The sequence below is a fragment of the Nocardiopsis protaetiae genome (genome assembly GCF_045446735.1).
GTDB classification, from domain to species: Bacteria; Actinomycetota; Actinomycetes; order Streptosporangiales; family Streptosporangiaceae; genus Nocardiopsis; species Nocardiopsis protaetiae.
On the sequence record NZ_JBJJBV010000173.1, the window covers coordinates 1 to 14,778 of the forward strand.

The 14,778-nt window shown below is 73.8% G+C and carries 15 protein-coding genes; 13 read left to right on the forward strand and 2 right to left on the reverse strand.

The features are described from left to right. A partial coding sequence (gene paaK, locus ACJOT3_RS23395; RefSeq protein WP_406975244.1) for a phenylacetate--CoA ligase PaaK occupies positions 1 to 1,147 on the reverse strand: 1,147 nt, incomplete at its 3' end. A 250-nt stretch (positions 1,148 to 1,397) separates the two neighbouring features. Here paaK and ACJOT3_RS23400 point away from each other — a divergent pair. The 10 genes from ACJOT3_RS23400 (at position 1,398) to paaI (ending at position 9,481) form a co-directional block, all read left to right on the forward strand. Then, a complete protein-coding gene (locus tag ACJOT3_RS23400; RefSeq protein WP_406975245.1) occupies positions 1,398 to 2,633 on the forward strand; it encodes a thiolase family protein in 1,236 nt (411 codons plus the stop codon). Between the two features lie 15 nt (positions 2,634 to 2,648). Then, complete coding sequence (locus ACJOT3_RS23405; RefSeq protein WP_406975246.1) at positions 2,649 to 3,413, forward strand: enoyl-CoA hydratase/isomerase family protein; 765 nt, start codon at positions 2,649 to 2,651, stop codon at positions 3,411 to 3,413. Further along, positions 3,410 to 4,318 carry a 3-hydroxyacyl-CoA dehydrogenase family protein gene (locus ACJOT3_RS23410; RefSeq protein WP_406975247.1) on the forward strand — a complete coding sequence of 303 codons (909 nt, stop codon included), beginning with the start codon at positions 3,410 to 3,412 and terminating at the stop codon, positions 4,316 to 4,318. Before ACJOT3_RS23405 ends, ACJOT3_RS23410 begins: the two co-directional genes overlap by 4 nt. Positions 4,319 to 4,322: 4 nt before the next feature. Continuing rightward, positions 4,323 to 5,111, forward strand: a complete 789-nt coding sequence (locus ACJOT3_RS23415; RefSeq protein ID WP_406975248.1) for an enoyl-CoA hydratase/isomerase family protein — start codon at positions 4,323 to 4,325, stop codon at positions 5,109 to 5,111. Positions 5,112 to 5,209: 98 nt separating this feature from the next. Next, on the forward strand, positions 5,210 to 6,202 hold the full coding sequence (paaA, locus tag ACJOT3_RS23420; protein ID WP_406975249.1) for a 1,2-phenylacetyl-CoA epoxidase subunit PaaA: 993 nt from the start codon (positions 5,210 to 5,212) through the stop codon (positions 6,200 to 6,202). After that, the gene (paaB, locus tag ACJOT3_RS23425; RefSeq protein ID WP_406975250.1) at positions 6,199 to 6,528 is read left to right on the forward strand and encodes a 1,2-phenylacetyl-CoA epoxidase subunit PaaB; all 330 of its coding nucleotides are present in this window, start codon (positions 6,199 to 6,201) and stop codon (positions 6,526 to 6,528) included. The genes paaA and paaB overlap by 4 nt, the downstream gene beginning before the upstream one ends. 40 nt (positions 6,529 to 6,568) lie before the next feature. Continuing rightward, on the forward strand, positions 6,569 to 7,447 hold the full coding sequence (gene paaC / locus ACJOT3_RS23430) for a 1,2-phenylacetyl-CoA epoxidase subunit PaaC (RefSeq protein WP_406975251.1): 879 nt from the start codon (positions 6,569 to 6,571) through the stop codon (positions 7,445 to 7,447). Continuing rightward, positions 7,444 to 7,962: a 1,2-phenylacetyl-CoA epoxidase subunit PaaD gene (paaD, locus tag ACJOT3_RS23435; protein ID WP_406975252.1), complete on the forward strand. Its 519-nt coding sequence runs from the start codon at positions 7,444 to 7,446 to the stop codon at positions 7,960 to 7,962. Before paaC ends, paaD begins: the two co-directional genes overlap by 4 nt. A 2-nt stretch (positions 7,963 to 7,964) precedes the next feature. Next, positions 7,965 to 9,065 (forward strand): 1,2-phenylacetyl-CoA epoxidase subunit PaaE, encoded by a 1,101-nt coding sequence (paaE, locus tag ACJOT3_RS23440; RefSeq protein ID WP_406975253.1) that lies wholly within the window; start codon positions 7,965 to 7,967, stop codon positions 9,063 to 9,065. Between the two features lie 38 nt (positions 9,066 to 9,103). Further along, positions 9,104 to 9,481 carry a hydroxyphenylacetyl-CoA thioesterase PaaI gene (gene paaI, locus ACJOT3_RS23445; protein ID WP_406975258.1) on the forward strand — a complete coding sequence of 126 codons (378 nt, stop codon included), beginning with the start codon at positions 9,104 to 9,106 and terminating at the stop codon, positions 9,479 to 9,481. A 154-nt stretch (positions 9,482 to 9,635) separates the two neighbouring features. Here the strand turns inward: paaI and ACJOT3_RS23450 are convergent, their stop codons facing one another. After that, positions 9,636 to 9,839: a hypothetical protein gene (locus tag ACJOT3_RS23450; RefSeq protein WP_406975254.1), complete on the reverse strand. Its 204-nt coding sequence runs from the start codon at positions 9,837 to 9,839 to the stop codon at positions 9,636 to 9,638. A 478-nt stretch (positions 9,840 to 10,317) separates the two neighbouring features. On the opposite strand from ACJOT3_RS23450, the gene lhgO reads away from it, so the two are divergent. The 3 genes from lhgO to ACJOT3_RS23465 all read left to right on the forward strand — a co-directional run bounded on the left by lhgO (position 10,318) and on the right by ACJOT3_RS23465 (position 14,751). Continuing rightward, on the forward strand, positions 10,318 to 11,523 hold the full coding sequence (lhgO, locus tag ACJOT3_RS23455; protein ID WP_406975255.1) for an L-2-hydroxyglutarate oxidase: 1,206 nt from the start codon (positions 10,318 to 10,320) through the stop codon (positions 11,521 to 11,523). An 84-nt stretch (positions 11,524 to 11,607) separates the two neighbouring features. Continuing rightward, positions 11,608 to 13,896, forward strand: a complete 2,289-nt coding sequence (locus ACJOT3_RS23460) for a serine/threonine-protein kinase (RefSeq protein ID WP_406975256.1) — start codon at positions 11,608 to 11,610, stop codon at positions 13,894 to 13,896. Positions 13,897 to 14,352: 456 nt separating this feature from the next. Then, entirely contained in the window at positions 14,353 to 14,751 is a 399-nt protein-coding gene (locus ACJOT3_RS23465; RefSeq protein ID WP_406975257.1) for an ADP-ribosylation/crystallin J1, read from the forward strand. Positions 14,752 to 14,778: the final 27 nt, after the last annotated feature.

A 14,778-nucleotide genomic window follows, 5' to 3' on the forward strand; every position in this document is an offset into this window, starting at 1 on the left:
GCACCAGCTGGAAGTGCGGGGCCAGCCCGTCCAGGCCCAGCACGATCTCCTCGATCTGGGTCGGGAACACGTTCACCCCGCGCAGGATGATCATGTCGTCGCTGCGCCCGGTCACCTTGTCCATCCGCCGCATCGGCCGGGCGGTGCCCGGGCGCAGCGTGGTCAGGTCGCGGGTGCGGTACCGGATGACCGGCATGGCCTGCTTGGTGAGCGAGGTGAACACCAGCTCGCCCTCCTCGCCGTCGGCCAGCACGTCCTGGGTGACGGGGTCGAGCACCTCCGGGTAGAAGTGGTCCTCCCAGATGTGCAGCCCGTCCTTGGTCTCCACGCACTCGTTGGCCACACCCGGGCCCATGACCTCGGACAGCCCGTAGATGTCCACGGCGTGGATGTCGAACCGCTCCTCGATCTCCGTGCGCATCTTCTCGGTCCACGGCTCGGCGCCGAAGATGCCGATCTTCAGGGAGGTGCTGCGCGGGTCGATGCCCTGGCGCTCGAACTCGTCCATGAGCGTCAGCATGTAGCTGGGCGTCACCATGATGATCTCGGGCTCGAAGTCCTGGATCAGCTGCACCTGCTTGGCGGTCTGCCCGCCCGAGGCCGGGATGACCGTGCAGCCGAGCTTCTCGGCGCCGTAGTGCGCGCCCAGCCCGCCGGTGAACAGCCCGTACCCGTAGGACACGTGCACCTTGTGCCCGGGGCGCCCGCCCGCGGCGCGGATGGAGCGCGCCACCACGGTCGCCCAGGTGTCGATGTCCTCGCGGGTGTAGCCCACGACGGTCGGCTTGCCGGTGGTGCCGCTGGAGGCGTGGACGCGGGCCACCCGCTCCTGGGGGACGGCGAACATGCCGAACGGGTAGTTGTCGCGCAGGTCGGCCTTGGTGGTGTGCGGGAAGTGCCGCAGGTCCGCGAGCTCCTTGAGGTCCTCGGGGCGGACCCCCGCCTCGTCGAACTTCTTCCTGTACAGCGGCACGTTGGTGTAGGCGTGCCCCAGGGTCCACTTGAGCCGGTCGAGCTGGAGCGCCCGCAGCTCGTCGACACTCATGCGCTCGGCCGGGTCCAGGATCTCGGGGGCGGGGCCCTCGCCGAGACGGGTGGTGTTACCGGTGACACCGGTCGACCGCCGGATGGTGTCGTGGCTCGCCATATGAGACTCTCCGTGTGCGAGTGCGCGGTGGGGCCGCCGGGCCGAAGCGCCCGGGAGGGTGTGCGGTGGGTGCGCCGCGCGTTCGAGGTGGGTGCCGGCCCGCTACGGGGCGGGCCGACTTGCTTACTGACCGAACGTTCGGTTACTAATGCATTAAGTCAGTCTCCGAGACCCGTGTCAAGGAGACCTGTCGATCAGTTCACTGTCGACGGTGGCGCAGGCCACCGTCAACCATCCTGGGAGGCCGTTCGTGAGCGACGTCTATGTGGTCGACGGGGTCCGCACCCCGCAGGGTCGGTACGGCGGCGCCCTCGCCGCGGTCCGCCCCGACGATCTGGCCGCCACGGCCATCGCCGAGGCCGTCCGCCGCGCCGGCGTCCCCGGGGACGCGATCGACGAGGTCATTCTCGGCGCCGCCAACCAGGCCGGCGAGGACAACCGCAACGTCGCCCGCATGGCCGCCCTGCTGGCCGGGCTGGACCCCAGCGTCCCCGGCTACACCGTCAACCGCCTGTGCGCCAGCGGCCTGACCGCCGTCTCCTCCGCCGCCCAGGCCATCCGCGCGGGCGAGGCCGACCTGGTCGTCGCCGGCGGCGTGGAGTCCATGACCCGCGCCCCCTGGGTGATGGCCAAGCCCGGAACCCCCTGGGCCAAGCCCGGCGAGGTCGCCGACACCTCCCTGGGCTGGCGCTTCACCAACCCGCGCTTCTCCGCCCACGACGCGGACGCCCCCGCCGACGCCTCCCCGAACGACCTGCGCTACACCCTGTCCATGGGCGAGACCGCCGAGGAGGTCGCCCTCCTGGAGGGCATCACCCGCGAGGAGTCCGACGCCTTCGCGCTGGGCAGCCACCGCAAGGCGATCGCAGCCGCCGCGGCGGGCCGGTTCGACCGCGAGATCGTCCCCGTCACGGTCACCGGCCGCAAGGGCGCCACCCACGAGGTCACCGCCGACGAGGGCCCCCGCGCCGACACCGACGAGGCCACCCTCGCCAAGCTCCGACCGGTGTTCCGCAAGGGCGGCATCGTCACCGCGGGCAACTCCTCCTCCCTGTCCGACGGCGCCTCCGCCCTGGTCCTGGCCTCGGCCGAGGCCGTCGAGCGGTACGGCCTCACCCCGCGCGCCCGCGTCGTGGCCTCCGCCTCGGCCGGGGTGCCCCCGCAGATCATGGGCCTGGGCCCGGTCCCCGCCACGCGGAAGGCGCTGGCCCGCGCGGGCTGGACCCTGGACCAGGTCGGCTCGGTCGAGCTCAACGAGGCCTTCGCCGCCCAGTCCCTGGGCGTCATCCGGCAGCTCAAGCTGGACGCCGAACGCGTCAACGCCGACGGTGGCGCCATCGCCCTGGGCCACCCGCTGGGCAGCTCCGGCGCCCGCATCCTGGTCACCCTGATCAACCGCATGGAGCGCGAGGGCACCGACCGCGGCCTGGCCACCCTGTGCGTGGGCGTGGGCCAGGGCGCCGCCCTGCTGGTCGAGCGGGTCTGAGGGGACACGGGCGACATGACCGAAGCAGAAAAGACCGGCGACACCGACTTCGAGACCCTGCGGGTGGAGTGGCGCGAGGACCGGGCCGTGGTGGAGCTGCACCGCCCCCAGGCCCGCAACGCCATCAACGCGGCGATGATCGCCGAACTCCACGAGGTGTGCGCCCGCCTGGAGGCCGACCCCCGCCCGCTGCTGCTCATCGGGCACGGCTCCGTGTTCGCGGGCGGCGCCGACATCTCCGAGCTGCGCGAACGCGGCCGCGAGCAGGCGCTGGCGGGCATCAACAGCCGCCTGTTCGAGCGCCTGCACCGCCTCCCGGCCCCCACCGTGGCGGCCGTGGACGGCTGGGCGCTGGGTGGCGGCGCCGAGCTGTCCTACGCCTGCGACATCCGCATCGCCACTCCCACCGCCGTGTTCGCCCAGCCCGAGCCTGGCCTGGGCATCATCGCGGGGGCGGGCGCCTGCTGGCGCCTCAAGGAGCTGGTGGGCGCGTCGGTGGCCAAGCAGGTGCTGCTGGGCGGCTTCCGGCTGGACGCCGAGGCGGCGCTGCGCCACGGCCTGGTCGCCGAGCTCGTCCCGGCCGAGGAGCTGCGCGAGCGCGCCCACGCCCTCATCGACCGCATGGCCGCCTCCTCGGCGCTGGCCCTGCGCATGACCAAGATGGTGCTGGACGCCGACGGGCCCCACCCGCTGGCCGACGACCTGACCCAGGCGGTGCTGTTCGAGACCGCCGACAAGCACGACCGGATGACCCGGTTCCTGGAGAGGAAGAAGCGTTGACCGCCTCCCGCGCAACGACCGGCACCGCCGCCGACGCCGCGACCCCCGCCGTCCCCGCCCTGGTCGCCGTCATCGGCGGCGGCACCATGGGCGCCGGGATCGTCCAGCAGTTCCTCACCGCGGGCTCCGCGGTGACCCTGGTCGAGGCCACCGCCGAGGCCGCCGAGACCGGTCGCACCCGGGTCGCCTCGGGACTGGCCGCCTCCGCCGCGCGCGGCAAGCTCGACGGCGAGCCCGACACGTACCTGGCCCGGCTGTCCACCGTCACCGACGCCGCCGACATCCCGGCCGGGACCGGCCTGGTGGTCGAGGCCGTGCCCGAGCGGCCCGAGCTGAAGATCGCCGTCCTCACCGCCGCCGAGGCCGCCGTGGGGGAGGAGACCGTGCTGGCCTCCAACACCAGCTCCCTGTCGGTCACCGAGCTGGCCGCCGCCCTCAAGCACCCGCGCCGGTTCCTGGGCACCCACTTCTTCAACCCGGTGCCCGCCTCCAAGCTCGTGGAGATCGTCACCGCCCCCGACACCGACCCGGCCGTCACCGCCGCGGTGCGCGGCTGGGTCACCGCCCTGGGCAAGACCGAGATCGTCGTCCGCGACGCCCCCGGGTTCGCCACCAGCCGCCTCGGCGTCATGCTCGGCCTGGAGGCCATCCGCATGGTCGAGGAGGAGGTCGCCTCCCCGGCCGACATCGACACCGCCATGGAGCTGGGCTACCGCCACCCGATGGGCCCGCTCAAGCTCACCGACCTGGTCGGCCTGGACGTGCGCCTGGCCATCGCCGAGTACCTCGCCGCCGAGTTGGGCGACCGCTTCTCCCCGCCGGAGCTGCTGCGGCGTATGGTCGCGGAGGGGAAGCTCGGCAAGAAGACCGGACAGGGCTTCCACACCTGGAACAAGGGAGAGTAGGGCGTTGAGCGAACAGAGGGCGGCGGAGTTCTCCGAATCCGACGGGCTGGCCGTGGTGCGGCTGCACCGGCCGGCGCTGACCCGGGAGGTGAAGGAGGACCTGCTGGCCGCGCTGCGCGAGGCCGCGGCCTCCACCACCGCCCGCGCGGTGCTGCTGCTGGGGTCGGACAAGGCGTTCTGCGTGGGCCAGGACCTGGCCGAGCACGCGCGCATCCTCCAGGAGACCCCCGAGCAGGCCCTGACGACCGTGCGCGAGCACTACAACCCGATCGTGCTGACCCTGGAGTCCGTCCAGGTGCCGGTCGTGGTGGGCATCGGCGGCGCCTGCGTGGGCGCCGGGCTGGGCTTCGCCCTGGCGGGCGACGTGCGGGTGGCGGCGCGCAAGGCCAAGTTCGGCACCGCGTTCACCGGCATCGGCCTGGCCTCGGACTCCGGGCTCGCCTCCCGGCTGGTCGCCTCGCTGGGCCAGGCGCGGGCCATGGAGCTCATGCTGCTGGGCACCGTGTTCGGCGCCGACAGGGCGCTGGAGCTGGGCCTGGTCACCGAGGTCGTGGACGACGACGCCTGGGAGAAGCGCGCCCGCGAGCTGGCCGCGCTGCTGGCGAGCGGGCCGACGTCGGCGTTCGTCGCCGCCAAGCGCGAGGTGCGCGCGGCCGCCGAGGGCGGGCGCCCCCTCACCGAGCTGCTGGAGGAGGAGGCCGACCTCCAGAACCAGCTGGGGGTGACCGCCGACCACGTCGGCGCCGTCAACGCCTTCCTCGGCAAGCGCACGCCCACCTTCACCGGTAACTGACCTGCCCGTATCCGCCCGCGTCCGGACTTGACCCGCGCGGGCGGATACGTGGATACTAATTACTGACCGAACGTTCGGTTATGAATGGGGATGGATCAATGACCGTGACGCAGGGGGCTCCCCCCGGTGCCGACGACGCGTTCCAGGCGGACTTCGACGCGAAGATCGCCGCGGACCAGCGCATCGAGCCGCGCGACTGGATGCCCGAGTCCTACCGCAAGACCCTCGTGCGCCAGGTCTCCCAGCACGCCCACTCGGAGATCATCGGCATGCAGCCCGAGGGCGACTGGATCGCCTCCGCGCCCAGCCTGCGCCGCAAGGCCATCCTCCTGGCCAAGGTGCAGGACGAGGCGGGCCACGGCCTGTACCTGTACGCGGCCGCCGAGACCCTCGGCGTCGACCGCGCCGACCTCACCATGCGCCTCATCGAGGGCCGCCAGAAGTACTCCTCGATCTTCAACTACCCCTCGACGACCTTCGCCGACGTCGGCGTCATCGGCTGGCTGGTGGACGGCGCCGCGATCTGCAACCAGGTGCCCCTGTGCCGCAGCTCGTTCGGCCCCTACGCCCGCGCCATGGTGCGCATCTGCAAGGAGGAGTCCTTCCACCAGCGGCAGGGCTACGAGCTGCTCATGCGCATGATGGAGGGCACCGAGGGCCAGCGGCGGATGGTCCAGGACGCCGTCGACCGCTGGTGGTGGCCGTCCCTGATGATGTTCGGCCCGCCCGACGCCGACTCCCCGAACACCGCGCAGTCCATGGCCTGGCGGATCAAGCGCGACACCAACGACGACCTGCGCCAGAAGTTCGTCGACATGAGCGTCCCCCAGGCGGAGAAGCTCGGCGTCACCCTGCCCGACCCCGAGCTGGCCTGGAACGAGGAGCGCGGCCACTACGACTTCGGCGAGCCCGACTGGGTCGAGTTCAAGCAGGTCGTCTCCGGCTCCGGCCCCAAGAACGCAGAGCGTATCGCCCGCCGCCGGGCCGCCCACGAGAAGGGCGGCTGGGTCCGCGAGGCCGCCACCGCCTACGCCGCCAAGCAGGCCGCCAGGGCCCAGAACACCACGAACCTCCAGGAGGCCACGGCATGAGCAACGACACCACCGCGACCCCTGGCGCTTCCGGCGGCGCGGCGCGCCCCGAGTGGCCGCTGTACGAGGTCTTCGTCCGCGGCAAGCGCGGCCTCAACCACGTCCACGTCGGCTCCCTGCACGCCCCCGACGACACCATGGCGCTGCACAACGCCCGCAACCTGTACACCCGCCGCAACGAGGGCGTCAGCATCTGGGTGGTCCGCGCCGAGAACATCACCGCGTCCAGCCCCGACGAGAAGGACCCCTTCTTCGCGCCCAGCGGAGACAAGGTCTACCGCCACCCGACCTTCTACCCCATCCCCGAGGACGTCCCGCACATCTAGGCGGCGACCCGGGACGACGAGGCTTCGAGGAACAGAACACATGAGTGGCGACAACATTTTCACCGGCCTGGTCGAAGAGCACCAGGGCGATGCCCGCTGGGCCTTCGGCACCGGCTTCACCGACGCCCTCGCGGGCGTCGACACCACCCTTCCCGCGGGGGTGGACGGCGCCGACCTGGCCCTGTACTGCCAGATGCTCGGCGACGACGCGCTGATCCAGGCCCAGCGGCTCGTCCACTGGGTCACCGACGCGCCCGAGCTGGAGGAGGAGGTGGCGCTGGCCAACATCGCCCTGGACCTGCTCGGCCAGGCGCGCCTGCTGCTGGCCCGCGCCGGCCAGGCCGACGGCACCGGCCGCGACGAGGACGCCTTCGCCTACCACCGCTCCCCGCGCGAGTTCCGCAACGTGCACCTGGCCGAGGCGCCCCGCGGCGACTTCGCCCGCGCCGTCGTCACCCTGCTGGTGCTCTCCAGCCACCGGCTGGCCCTGTTCACCCGGCTGGCCGACAGCGCCGACCCGGTGATCGCCGCCATCGCCGCCAAGGGCGTCAACGAGCTCGCCTACCACCGCGAGTACGCGGTGTCCTGGGCGCTGCGCCTGGGCGACGGCACCGACTACTCGCACGAGCGCCTGGCCGAGGCCGTCGCCGACGTGTGGCCGCTCACCGGCGAGCTGTTCGCCGCCCACCCCGTCGAGACCCGCCTCGCGGGCCTGAACGCGGCCGTGGACCCCGTCACCGTCCGCGACGAGGTCCACGCCGTGCTCACCCAGGTCCTCACCGAGGCCACCCTGCCCGCCCCCGCCCCCTTCCCCGAGGGCGCGGTGGCCGGGCGCGAGGGCCGCCACACCCCCGAACTCGCCCCCCTGCTGGACGAACTCCAGAAGGTGGCCCGGGAGCACCCGGAGGCGACGTGGTGACCGCGGCACCGGTCCGGGACACCGAGCGCGCCCGCGCCGCGGCCGCCGCCGTCACCGACCCCGAACTGCCCATGCTGACCCTCGCCGACCTGGGCATCCTGCGCCGGGTCGAGATCGACGGGGCCGGCACCGTGCAGGTGTGGATCACCCCCACCTACTCCGGCTGCCCGGCCCTGGCCGAGATGCGGGTGGACGTCGACCGGGCGGTGCGCGCCGCCGGGTTCGACGCCGTCGAGGTGCGCACCGAGCTGTCCCCGGCCTGGACCACCGACTGGATCACCGACGAGGGGCGCCGCAAGCTCACCGAGCACGGTATCTCCCCGCCGGGGTCCGCGCCCCGGCGGGCCGCCGGGCCCGTCCCGCTGACCCTGCTGCCCACCCGGACCGCCCCGCGCTGCCCGCTGTGCCGGTCGGCCGACACCGAGGAGCTGTCCCGGTTCGGGGCGACCTCCTGCAAGTCGCTGCACCGCTGCCGGTCCTGCCTCGAACCGTTCGAGCACGTCAAGGAGATCTGACCGTGACCACACCCGTCACCGACGCCCCCGCGGCCCCGCGCCGCGGGTCGGTGTTCCACCGGCTGCGCGTGGCCGCCGTCGAGAGGCTGTGCGACGACGCCGTCGCCGTGAGCTTCGACGTGCCCGACCACCTGGCCGAGGACTTCGCGTTCACCCCCGGGCAGTCGCTGACGCTGCGCCGGGAGGTCGACGGGGTGGAGGAGCGGCGCAGCTACTCCATCTGCGCGCCCGCGGGCGACGCGCCCCGGGTCGGCGTGCGCCTGGTCGCGGGCGGGCTGTTCTCCACCTGGCTGGTGGAGGAGGTGCGCCCCGGCGACGAGATCGAGGTGGGCGCGCCCACCGGGCGGTTCTGCCCGGACCTGACCGTCTCCGGGCGGCACGTGATGATCGCCGCCGGGTCGGGCATCACCCCGATGCTGTCGATGGCCGCGTCGCTGCTGCGCCGCACCGACTCCCACGTCACCCTGCTGTACGGCAACCGGCGCAGCGACACGGTGATGTTCGCCGACGAGCTGGCCGACCTCAAGGACGCGTTCGGGCACCGCTTCGAGCTGGTGCACGTGCTGTCCCGGGAGCCGCGCGAGGCCGAGCTGTTCACCGGCCGCCTGGACGGCGCCAAGCTGGGGGCGCTGCTGGACACCATCGTCGCGGCCGACGCCGCCGACCACTGGTGGCTGTGCGGGCCCTTCGGGATGGTCACCGACGCCCGCCGGGTGCTGGCCGAGCGCGGGGTGTCCGCCGAGAAGGTCCACCAGGAGCTGTTCTTCGTCGAGGGCGCCGAGCCGCCGCCCCAGGCCCGCCACGAGGAGCCCGGAGTGGAGGGCCCCTCCAGCGAGGTCACCGTCATCCTGGACGGGCGCACCACCACGCTGACCCTGCCGCGCGGGGTGCCCGTGCTGGACGCCGCCCAGCGGTACCGGCCCGACCTGCCCTTCGCCTGCAAGGGCGGGGTGTGCGGCACCTGCCGGGTCAAGGTGTGCGGCGGCGAGGTGCGCATGCTGCGCAACTACGCCCTGGACGAGGCCGAGGTGGCGGCCGGGTACGCGCTGTCCTGCCAGGCGCTGCCCGAGACCGACGCCGTCACCGTGGACTTCGACTCGTGAGCGGGGCGGAGGCGGTGCGCAACGAGGCCGCCTGGGCGATGTTCGAGGCCGACCGGGCCTCCAAGAACCTGGGGATGCGCCTGGTGCGCGCCGACCTGGGCATCGCGGTGGTGGAGATGGCCGTGGGGCCGCTCATGGTCAACGGGCACGGGATCGCCCACGGCGGGTTCATGTTCACGCTGGCCGACACGGCGTTCGCGTGCGCCTGCAACGTGGACGGGCGCGGGGTGACCGTGGCCTCGGGGGCCGACGTCACGTTCGTGGCCCCGGCCCGGGAGGGCGACCTGCTGGTGGCGACCGCCGTGGAGCGGACGGTGTTCGGGCGCAGCGGCGTCTACGACGTCACCGTGCGCCGCGGCGAGGAGGTCATCGCGGAGTTCCGCGGCCGCAGCCGCACCCTGCCCAACCGGGGCTGACACGCCCGCCAGGGGTTGACGCGCAGCGGGGCCGCCCGGAGGACCGACCCTCCGGGCGGCCCCGACGCGTGCGCTCGGCGGGTTTCGCCGGACTCGGCCGCGGCCGTTCGGCGATGGCGGCCGGGGAACCGCCGGGCGGCCCTGTTCCCCGTGTTCAGGCGGGGATGCCGTCGGCGAAGAAGGCGGCGAGTGTGCGGGCGACCAGGTCCGGGCGGCCGTCGTTCGCGGCGGCCAGGTGCACGGTGAACCGCTCGGCCGGCGCCGAGCCCGGGGTGCGGTATCCCAGGGCGGTGCCGTCGGGCGCGGTGGCCGCACCGGTGGTGGACACGGGGCCCGCGGCGGGCGCGTCGTCGTTCATGCCCTCAGTGCCGGTGCGACCCCTGGGGGTGTCAAGATTAATTGACACGCGAAAAGGTGCGGACAGGGGCGTGCCCGGGGGCGCCGTCGGGTGGGGACGGCGCACTCCCGGGCACAGGCCGGGCCCATGTCCCCCAACATGGGCCCAGCGGGTGCGGCCGGGGTGCACAGGGTGCGGTCCGGCCGCTGGGAAGGCGAGCGTGGCGGTCGGGTACGTGCCGGAAACCCCCATTGCCGGCACGAGCGCTCACGTTCGCACATGGTCTCGTTGTCACGCCCTCGGAGCCCTGATCTGTGGGTTCCGTCCGCGTTCATCTGGAAGAACGTGCCGGGGCGGCCGGATGTTCCCGGCTAGCACGTTTCTTGAGAGATGTCCAGGTCACACCCGCGAACGCCGCTCGCGCGGGCCCGCGCGATAGCGTCGGGGACGCGCCCGCACCCCGGGCGCGCACCGCTGACGACGGGAGGGCGCACTCACCATGGCCGACCGGACCATCGGCATCGTCGGCGCGGGGATCGTCGGGCTGGCCACGGCCCGTGAACTGGTCCTGCGCCGTCCCGGGACCCGGGTGGTGGTGTGGGAGAAGGAGGACCGGGTCGCGGTCCACCAGACCGGCCACAACTCCGGGGTGGTGCACGCGGGGCTCTACTACGAGCCGGGTGGTCTCAAGGCGCGGTTGTGCACGCGCGGCCGCGACCTGCTGCGGGAGTACTGCGCGGAGCGGGGGCTGCCGTACGAGGAGTGCGGGAAGCTGGTGGTCGCGCTGACCCCGGAGGAGGCCACGCGGCTGGACGCGCTGCACGCCCGGGCCGACCGCAACGCCGTCCCGGGGCTGCGCCGGGTGGGTCCGGAGGGGATCCGGGAGTTCGAGCCCCACACCACCGGCCTGGCGGGGCTGCACTCCCCGCGCACCGCCATCACCGACTACACGCGGATCGCCCGGTCCTTCGCCGACGACCTGACCGCGGCGGGCGGGGAGGTCCGGTTCGGTGCCGCCGTGACGGCTGTGACCCCTGCGGGGGAGGGGGCACGTGTCGTCGCCGGGGGCGGGGACACACGCGTCGACGAGCTGATCGTGTGCGCCGGGTTGCAGGGCGACCGGGTCGCCCGCGCCGCCGGTGACGGCGACGGACCCCGGATCGTGCCGTTCCGCGGCGAGTACATGCTGGTGCGCCCGGAGAAGGCACACCTGGTGCGGGGCCTGGTCTATCCGGTGCCCGATCCCCGCTACCCGTTCCTGGGCGTGCATTTCACCCGCCGCGTCTCCGGGGAGGTCGAGGTCGGCCCGAACGCGGTGCTGGCGCTGGCCCGCGAGGGCTACCGCCACTCCGACGTCCGCCTCGCCGACCTGCGCGACACCCTCACCTGGCCCGGTTTCTGGGCCATGGGCCTGCGCCACTGGCGCACCGGGGTCGCGGAGGTGTACGGCTCCTTCTCCAAGCGTGCGTACATGCGGGCCGCCCGCCGCTACATCCCCGGGATCGGCCCCGGCGACGTCGTCCGCGGCGGCTCGGGTGTGCGCGCCCAGGCACTGGACCGCGACGGCTCCCTGGTGGACGATTTCCGTATCCACCGTGTGGGGCCGGTCACCGCCGTCCGCAACGCCCCCTCGCCCGCCGCGACCTCGGCCCTGGCCATAGCCGAGCACATCGCCGACACCCTCGACGGCGGTTCGGCGCCCTGAGAGGTGAACGGCCCCACTCGGACGGGCGTCACACAGGCGGAACCGGGAATTCTCCGGCACGCGATACCGAGCAGGGAAGGCTTGATGAGCACCCCCACGACCCCTGAGCCCGTTGTGCCCGCGCCGGACACCCCGATGGGCCCGCCCCCGGGACTGGCCCCCCTGACCGCCGAGGATCCCCGCACCCTGGGTGCCTATCGCCTGGCCGGCCGCATCGGTGCGGGCGGCATGGGCGCCGTCTACGGCGGCGTGGACCCCCAGGGCCGCTGCGTCGCCGTCAAGACCGTGCACGCCCGCCACGCCCGCAAACGCCGCTACCGGGAGGCCTTCGCCCGCGAGGTGGAGATGCTCGGCCGCGCCCACGGCGTCGGCACCGCCGCACTGTACGCCGCCGACATCACCGCCAAGGTGCCCTGGCTGGCCTTCGAGTACATCCCCGGCCGCGACCTGCGCGCCCACGTGCGCGCGTTCGGCCCGCTGGAGGGGGAGATGCTGCGGGCGTTCGCCGTCGGCACCGCCGAGGGCCTGGCCGCCCTGCACGCCGCCGGGATCGCGCACCGCGACATCAAGCCCGGGAACGTGGTGCTGTCCCCGACCGGCCCCAAGATCGTCGACTTCGGCATCGCCACCGAGATCGGCGCCGACCGGGCCACCGACCGCTCCGCCTCCTACGGCACCCCCGGCTGGGTCTCACCCGAACGCTACGCCGGGGCCACCGCGTCCCCGGCCGCCGACGTGTTCGCCTGGGGCGGCCTGGTGGCGCTGGCCGCCACCGGCCGCGACCCGTTCGGCGGCGGGACCCCGCAGGAGCTGCGGACCCGGGTGGAGGCGGGCGAGTACGACATCGACGGGCTTCCCGACACCCTGCGGCCCCTGGTGGAGGCGGCGCTGTCGGTGGACCCGGCGGCGCGTCCGCGCGCCGTGCAGCTCATGCGCGCCCTGCTGCCCGAACCCGCCGAGTTCGGCCTGACCGACCCGAGCGGCCGGGTGCCCGCCGCCCGGACCCTGCGGGCGCTGCTGAACGCCCACTGGCGGGGTGTCGACGCCGCCGGGCACGACCCGCGGCTGTGGGCGAGCGCTGTCGGCCTCACCTCCGTGGCCGGGCTGGCCGGGGCCGCCCTGTTCTCCGGCGGCGGCACCGCGACCGCGGGCGGAGGGGCGACCGCCGGCGGCGGCACCGCCGCGGGCGGGGGAGCGGCGGCCGGGAGCACCGCCACCGCCACCACCGGCACGGCCGCCGGACAGAGCGGCGGCGTGCTGACCGCCGTGGCCGGGTCCAAAGTGGCGACGGCGGGGGTGGGCGTGCTCCTGGCCGGCGGCCTGGTGGGCGGCGGCTACCTGGTCTACGACCGGTTCGCCGACGACCCCGCCGACGCGGTGCTCACCGCCGCCCAGGCCCTGGAGGGGGGCGAGGGGTTCACCGCCCGCGTCGAGCTCTCCTACACGGACGACCACGCCGAACAGGTCGCCCAGGAGACCGGACGCCCGGTCTCCGAGGTCCTGGACGAGAGCCGGGCGACCCTCGACTACGTCCACGACCCCGACGCGGACGCCTTCCTGGTCAGGGGCGCCGCCGCCTGGGGTCAGGGTGCCCGGGCCGGGGCCGTCCAGGGCGGCCGCCTGTTCGTCTACGGCGAGCCCCGCGACCGGTCCGTTTTCTCGGACTACCGGGACGAAGGGGATTACACGCCGTCGGCCACCGCCGACGCCCTGGGCATCGGGCTCGTCACCGGCCCCCTGCGCTCGCTGGCCGGGGAGGGCGGCCTGGAGGGCGAGGGCGCCGACGGCGGCCACCGCCTGTACACGGGTCCGCTCACGGGCCGGATCCCGGTCCAGGGGGAGATCGTTGAGGAACAGGCCCGCGGCACGGTCGAGGTCGACGCGGACGGCAGGCCGGTGCGTATGGACTACGAGGGCGAGAGGTGGCGGGTCCTGACCGAGTTCGCCGGGGCGGCCCCGGCCGTCGACCCGCAGCGCGGCGAGGAGCTGGGCGGGGAGGACCTGCGGGTGCTCCACGCGCCCGTGTGCGGGACCGTCGACGCCTTCGAGCGCAGCTGGGAGGTGACGGCGACCGCCTGGGAGATGGGCTGTGACCGGGCGATGGAGGTCTCCGGCCTGATGGAGGGTCCGCTGAGCGGGGAGGGGACGAGCGACCGGGTCCAGTACCTCCAGGGCTACAGCGGTACCGGGGTGACCTCGCTGCTGGTCGACGATGAGGTGGTGTGCGTGTCCTACCGCGACGAGCTCGGCGACCTCGTGCGGATCTGGTACCTGTCGTCCTGCGTTCCCGGACGGGTGACCGGAGTGGCCGAGTTCGGCTACGAGGAGGTGGAGGAGGACCCGTCCCTGCTCATCGTCTTCGACGAGGCCTGAGGACCGGGGGACGGGGACGGAACGAGGGCCGGGGCCCGCCGCGCGGTGGCGGCGGGCCCCGGACACAGGCCGGGCCCGTGTCCCCCAACACGGGCCCGGCGGGCGCGGCCAGAAGCACTGAGTGCGGTCCGGCCGCTGGGAAGGCGGACGTGGCGATGATTTCGTGTCGGAAACCCCCATTACCAACACGACGCGCACGTTCGCGCATGGTCTGTGATGTGTGCGATGCGGCGCCCGGGGACCTCTGCGGCGGGTAGCGGGATCGGGGTCTTCGGGGTTGTGGAGGTCCGGGGTTCGGGGCGCTTCACCTGTGAGAACGCTTCGTACAGCTTCGGTGTTCCCCGTGGTCCCGCCGATTTTCACCCCGTGCGGTAAAAAGCGGGTGCGGACCCGGCCACGGAATCCCTAAGCTGCCGGTCGTGCGGGGGACGAATCCCCGCACAGGCGACGAGGGGGATGACCGTTGTGACCGGGGTCATGACGCTGTGGCGTCCGACGGGACCGGAGGAGCTGGACCTGGTGCGGGCGTCGGGGTGGCGGGAGTGGCCGCCGCGCCTGTCCGACCAGCCGATCTTCTACCCGGTCCTCAACGAGGACTACGCCGCGCGCATCGCCCGCGAGTGGAACCTGCCCCGGTCCGGGGCGGGGTACGTGACCCGGTTCGACGTGGACGCGGACTTCGCCGCCCGCTACCCGGTGCAACAGGCGGGCGGGCGCACGATCCTGGAGCTGTGGGTGCCGGCCGAGGAGCTGGCCGAGTTCAACGCCCACCTGGTGGGGCCGATCCGCCTGGTGCTGTCGTTCCTGCCCGAGCACCCGGAGGGCCTGCGCCACGACGGGGACGCCGCACTCTAGCGGCGTTCGTCCCGGGCCGCCCGCGCG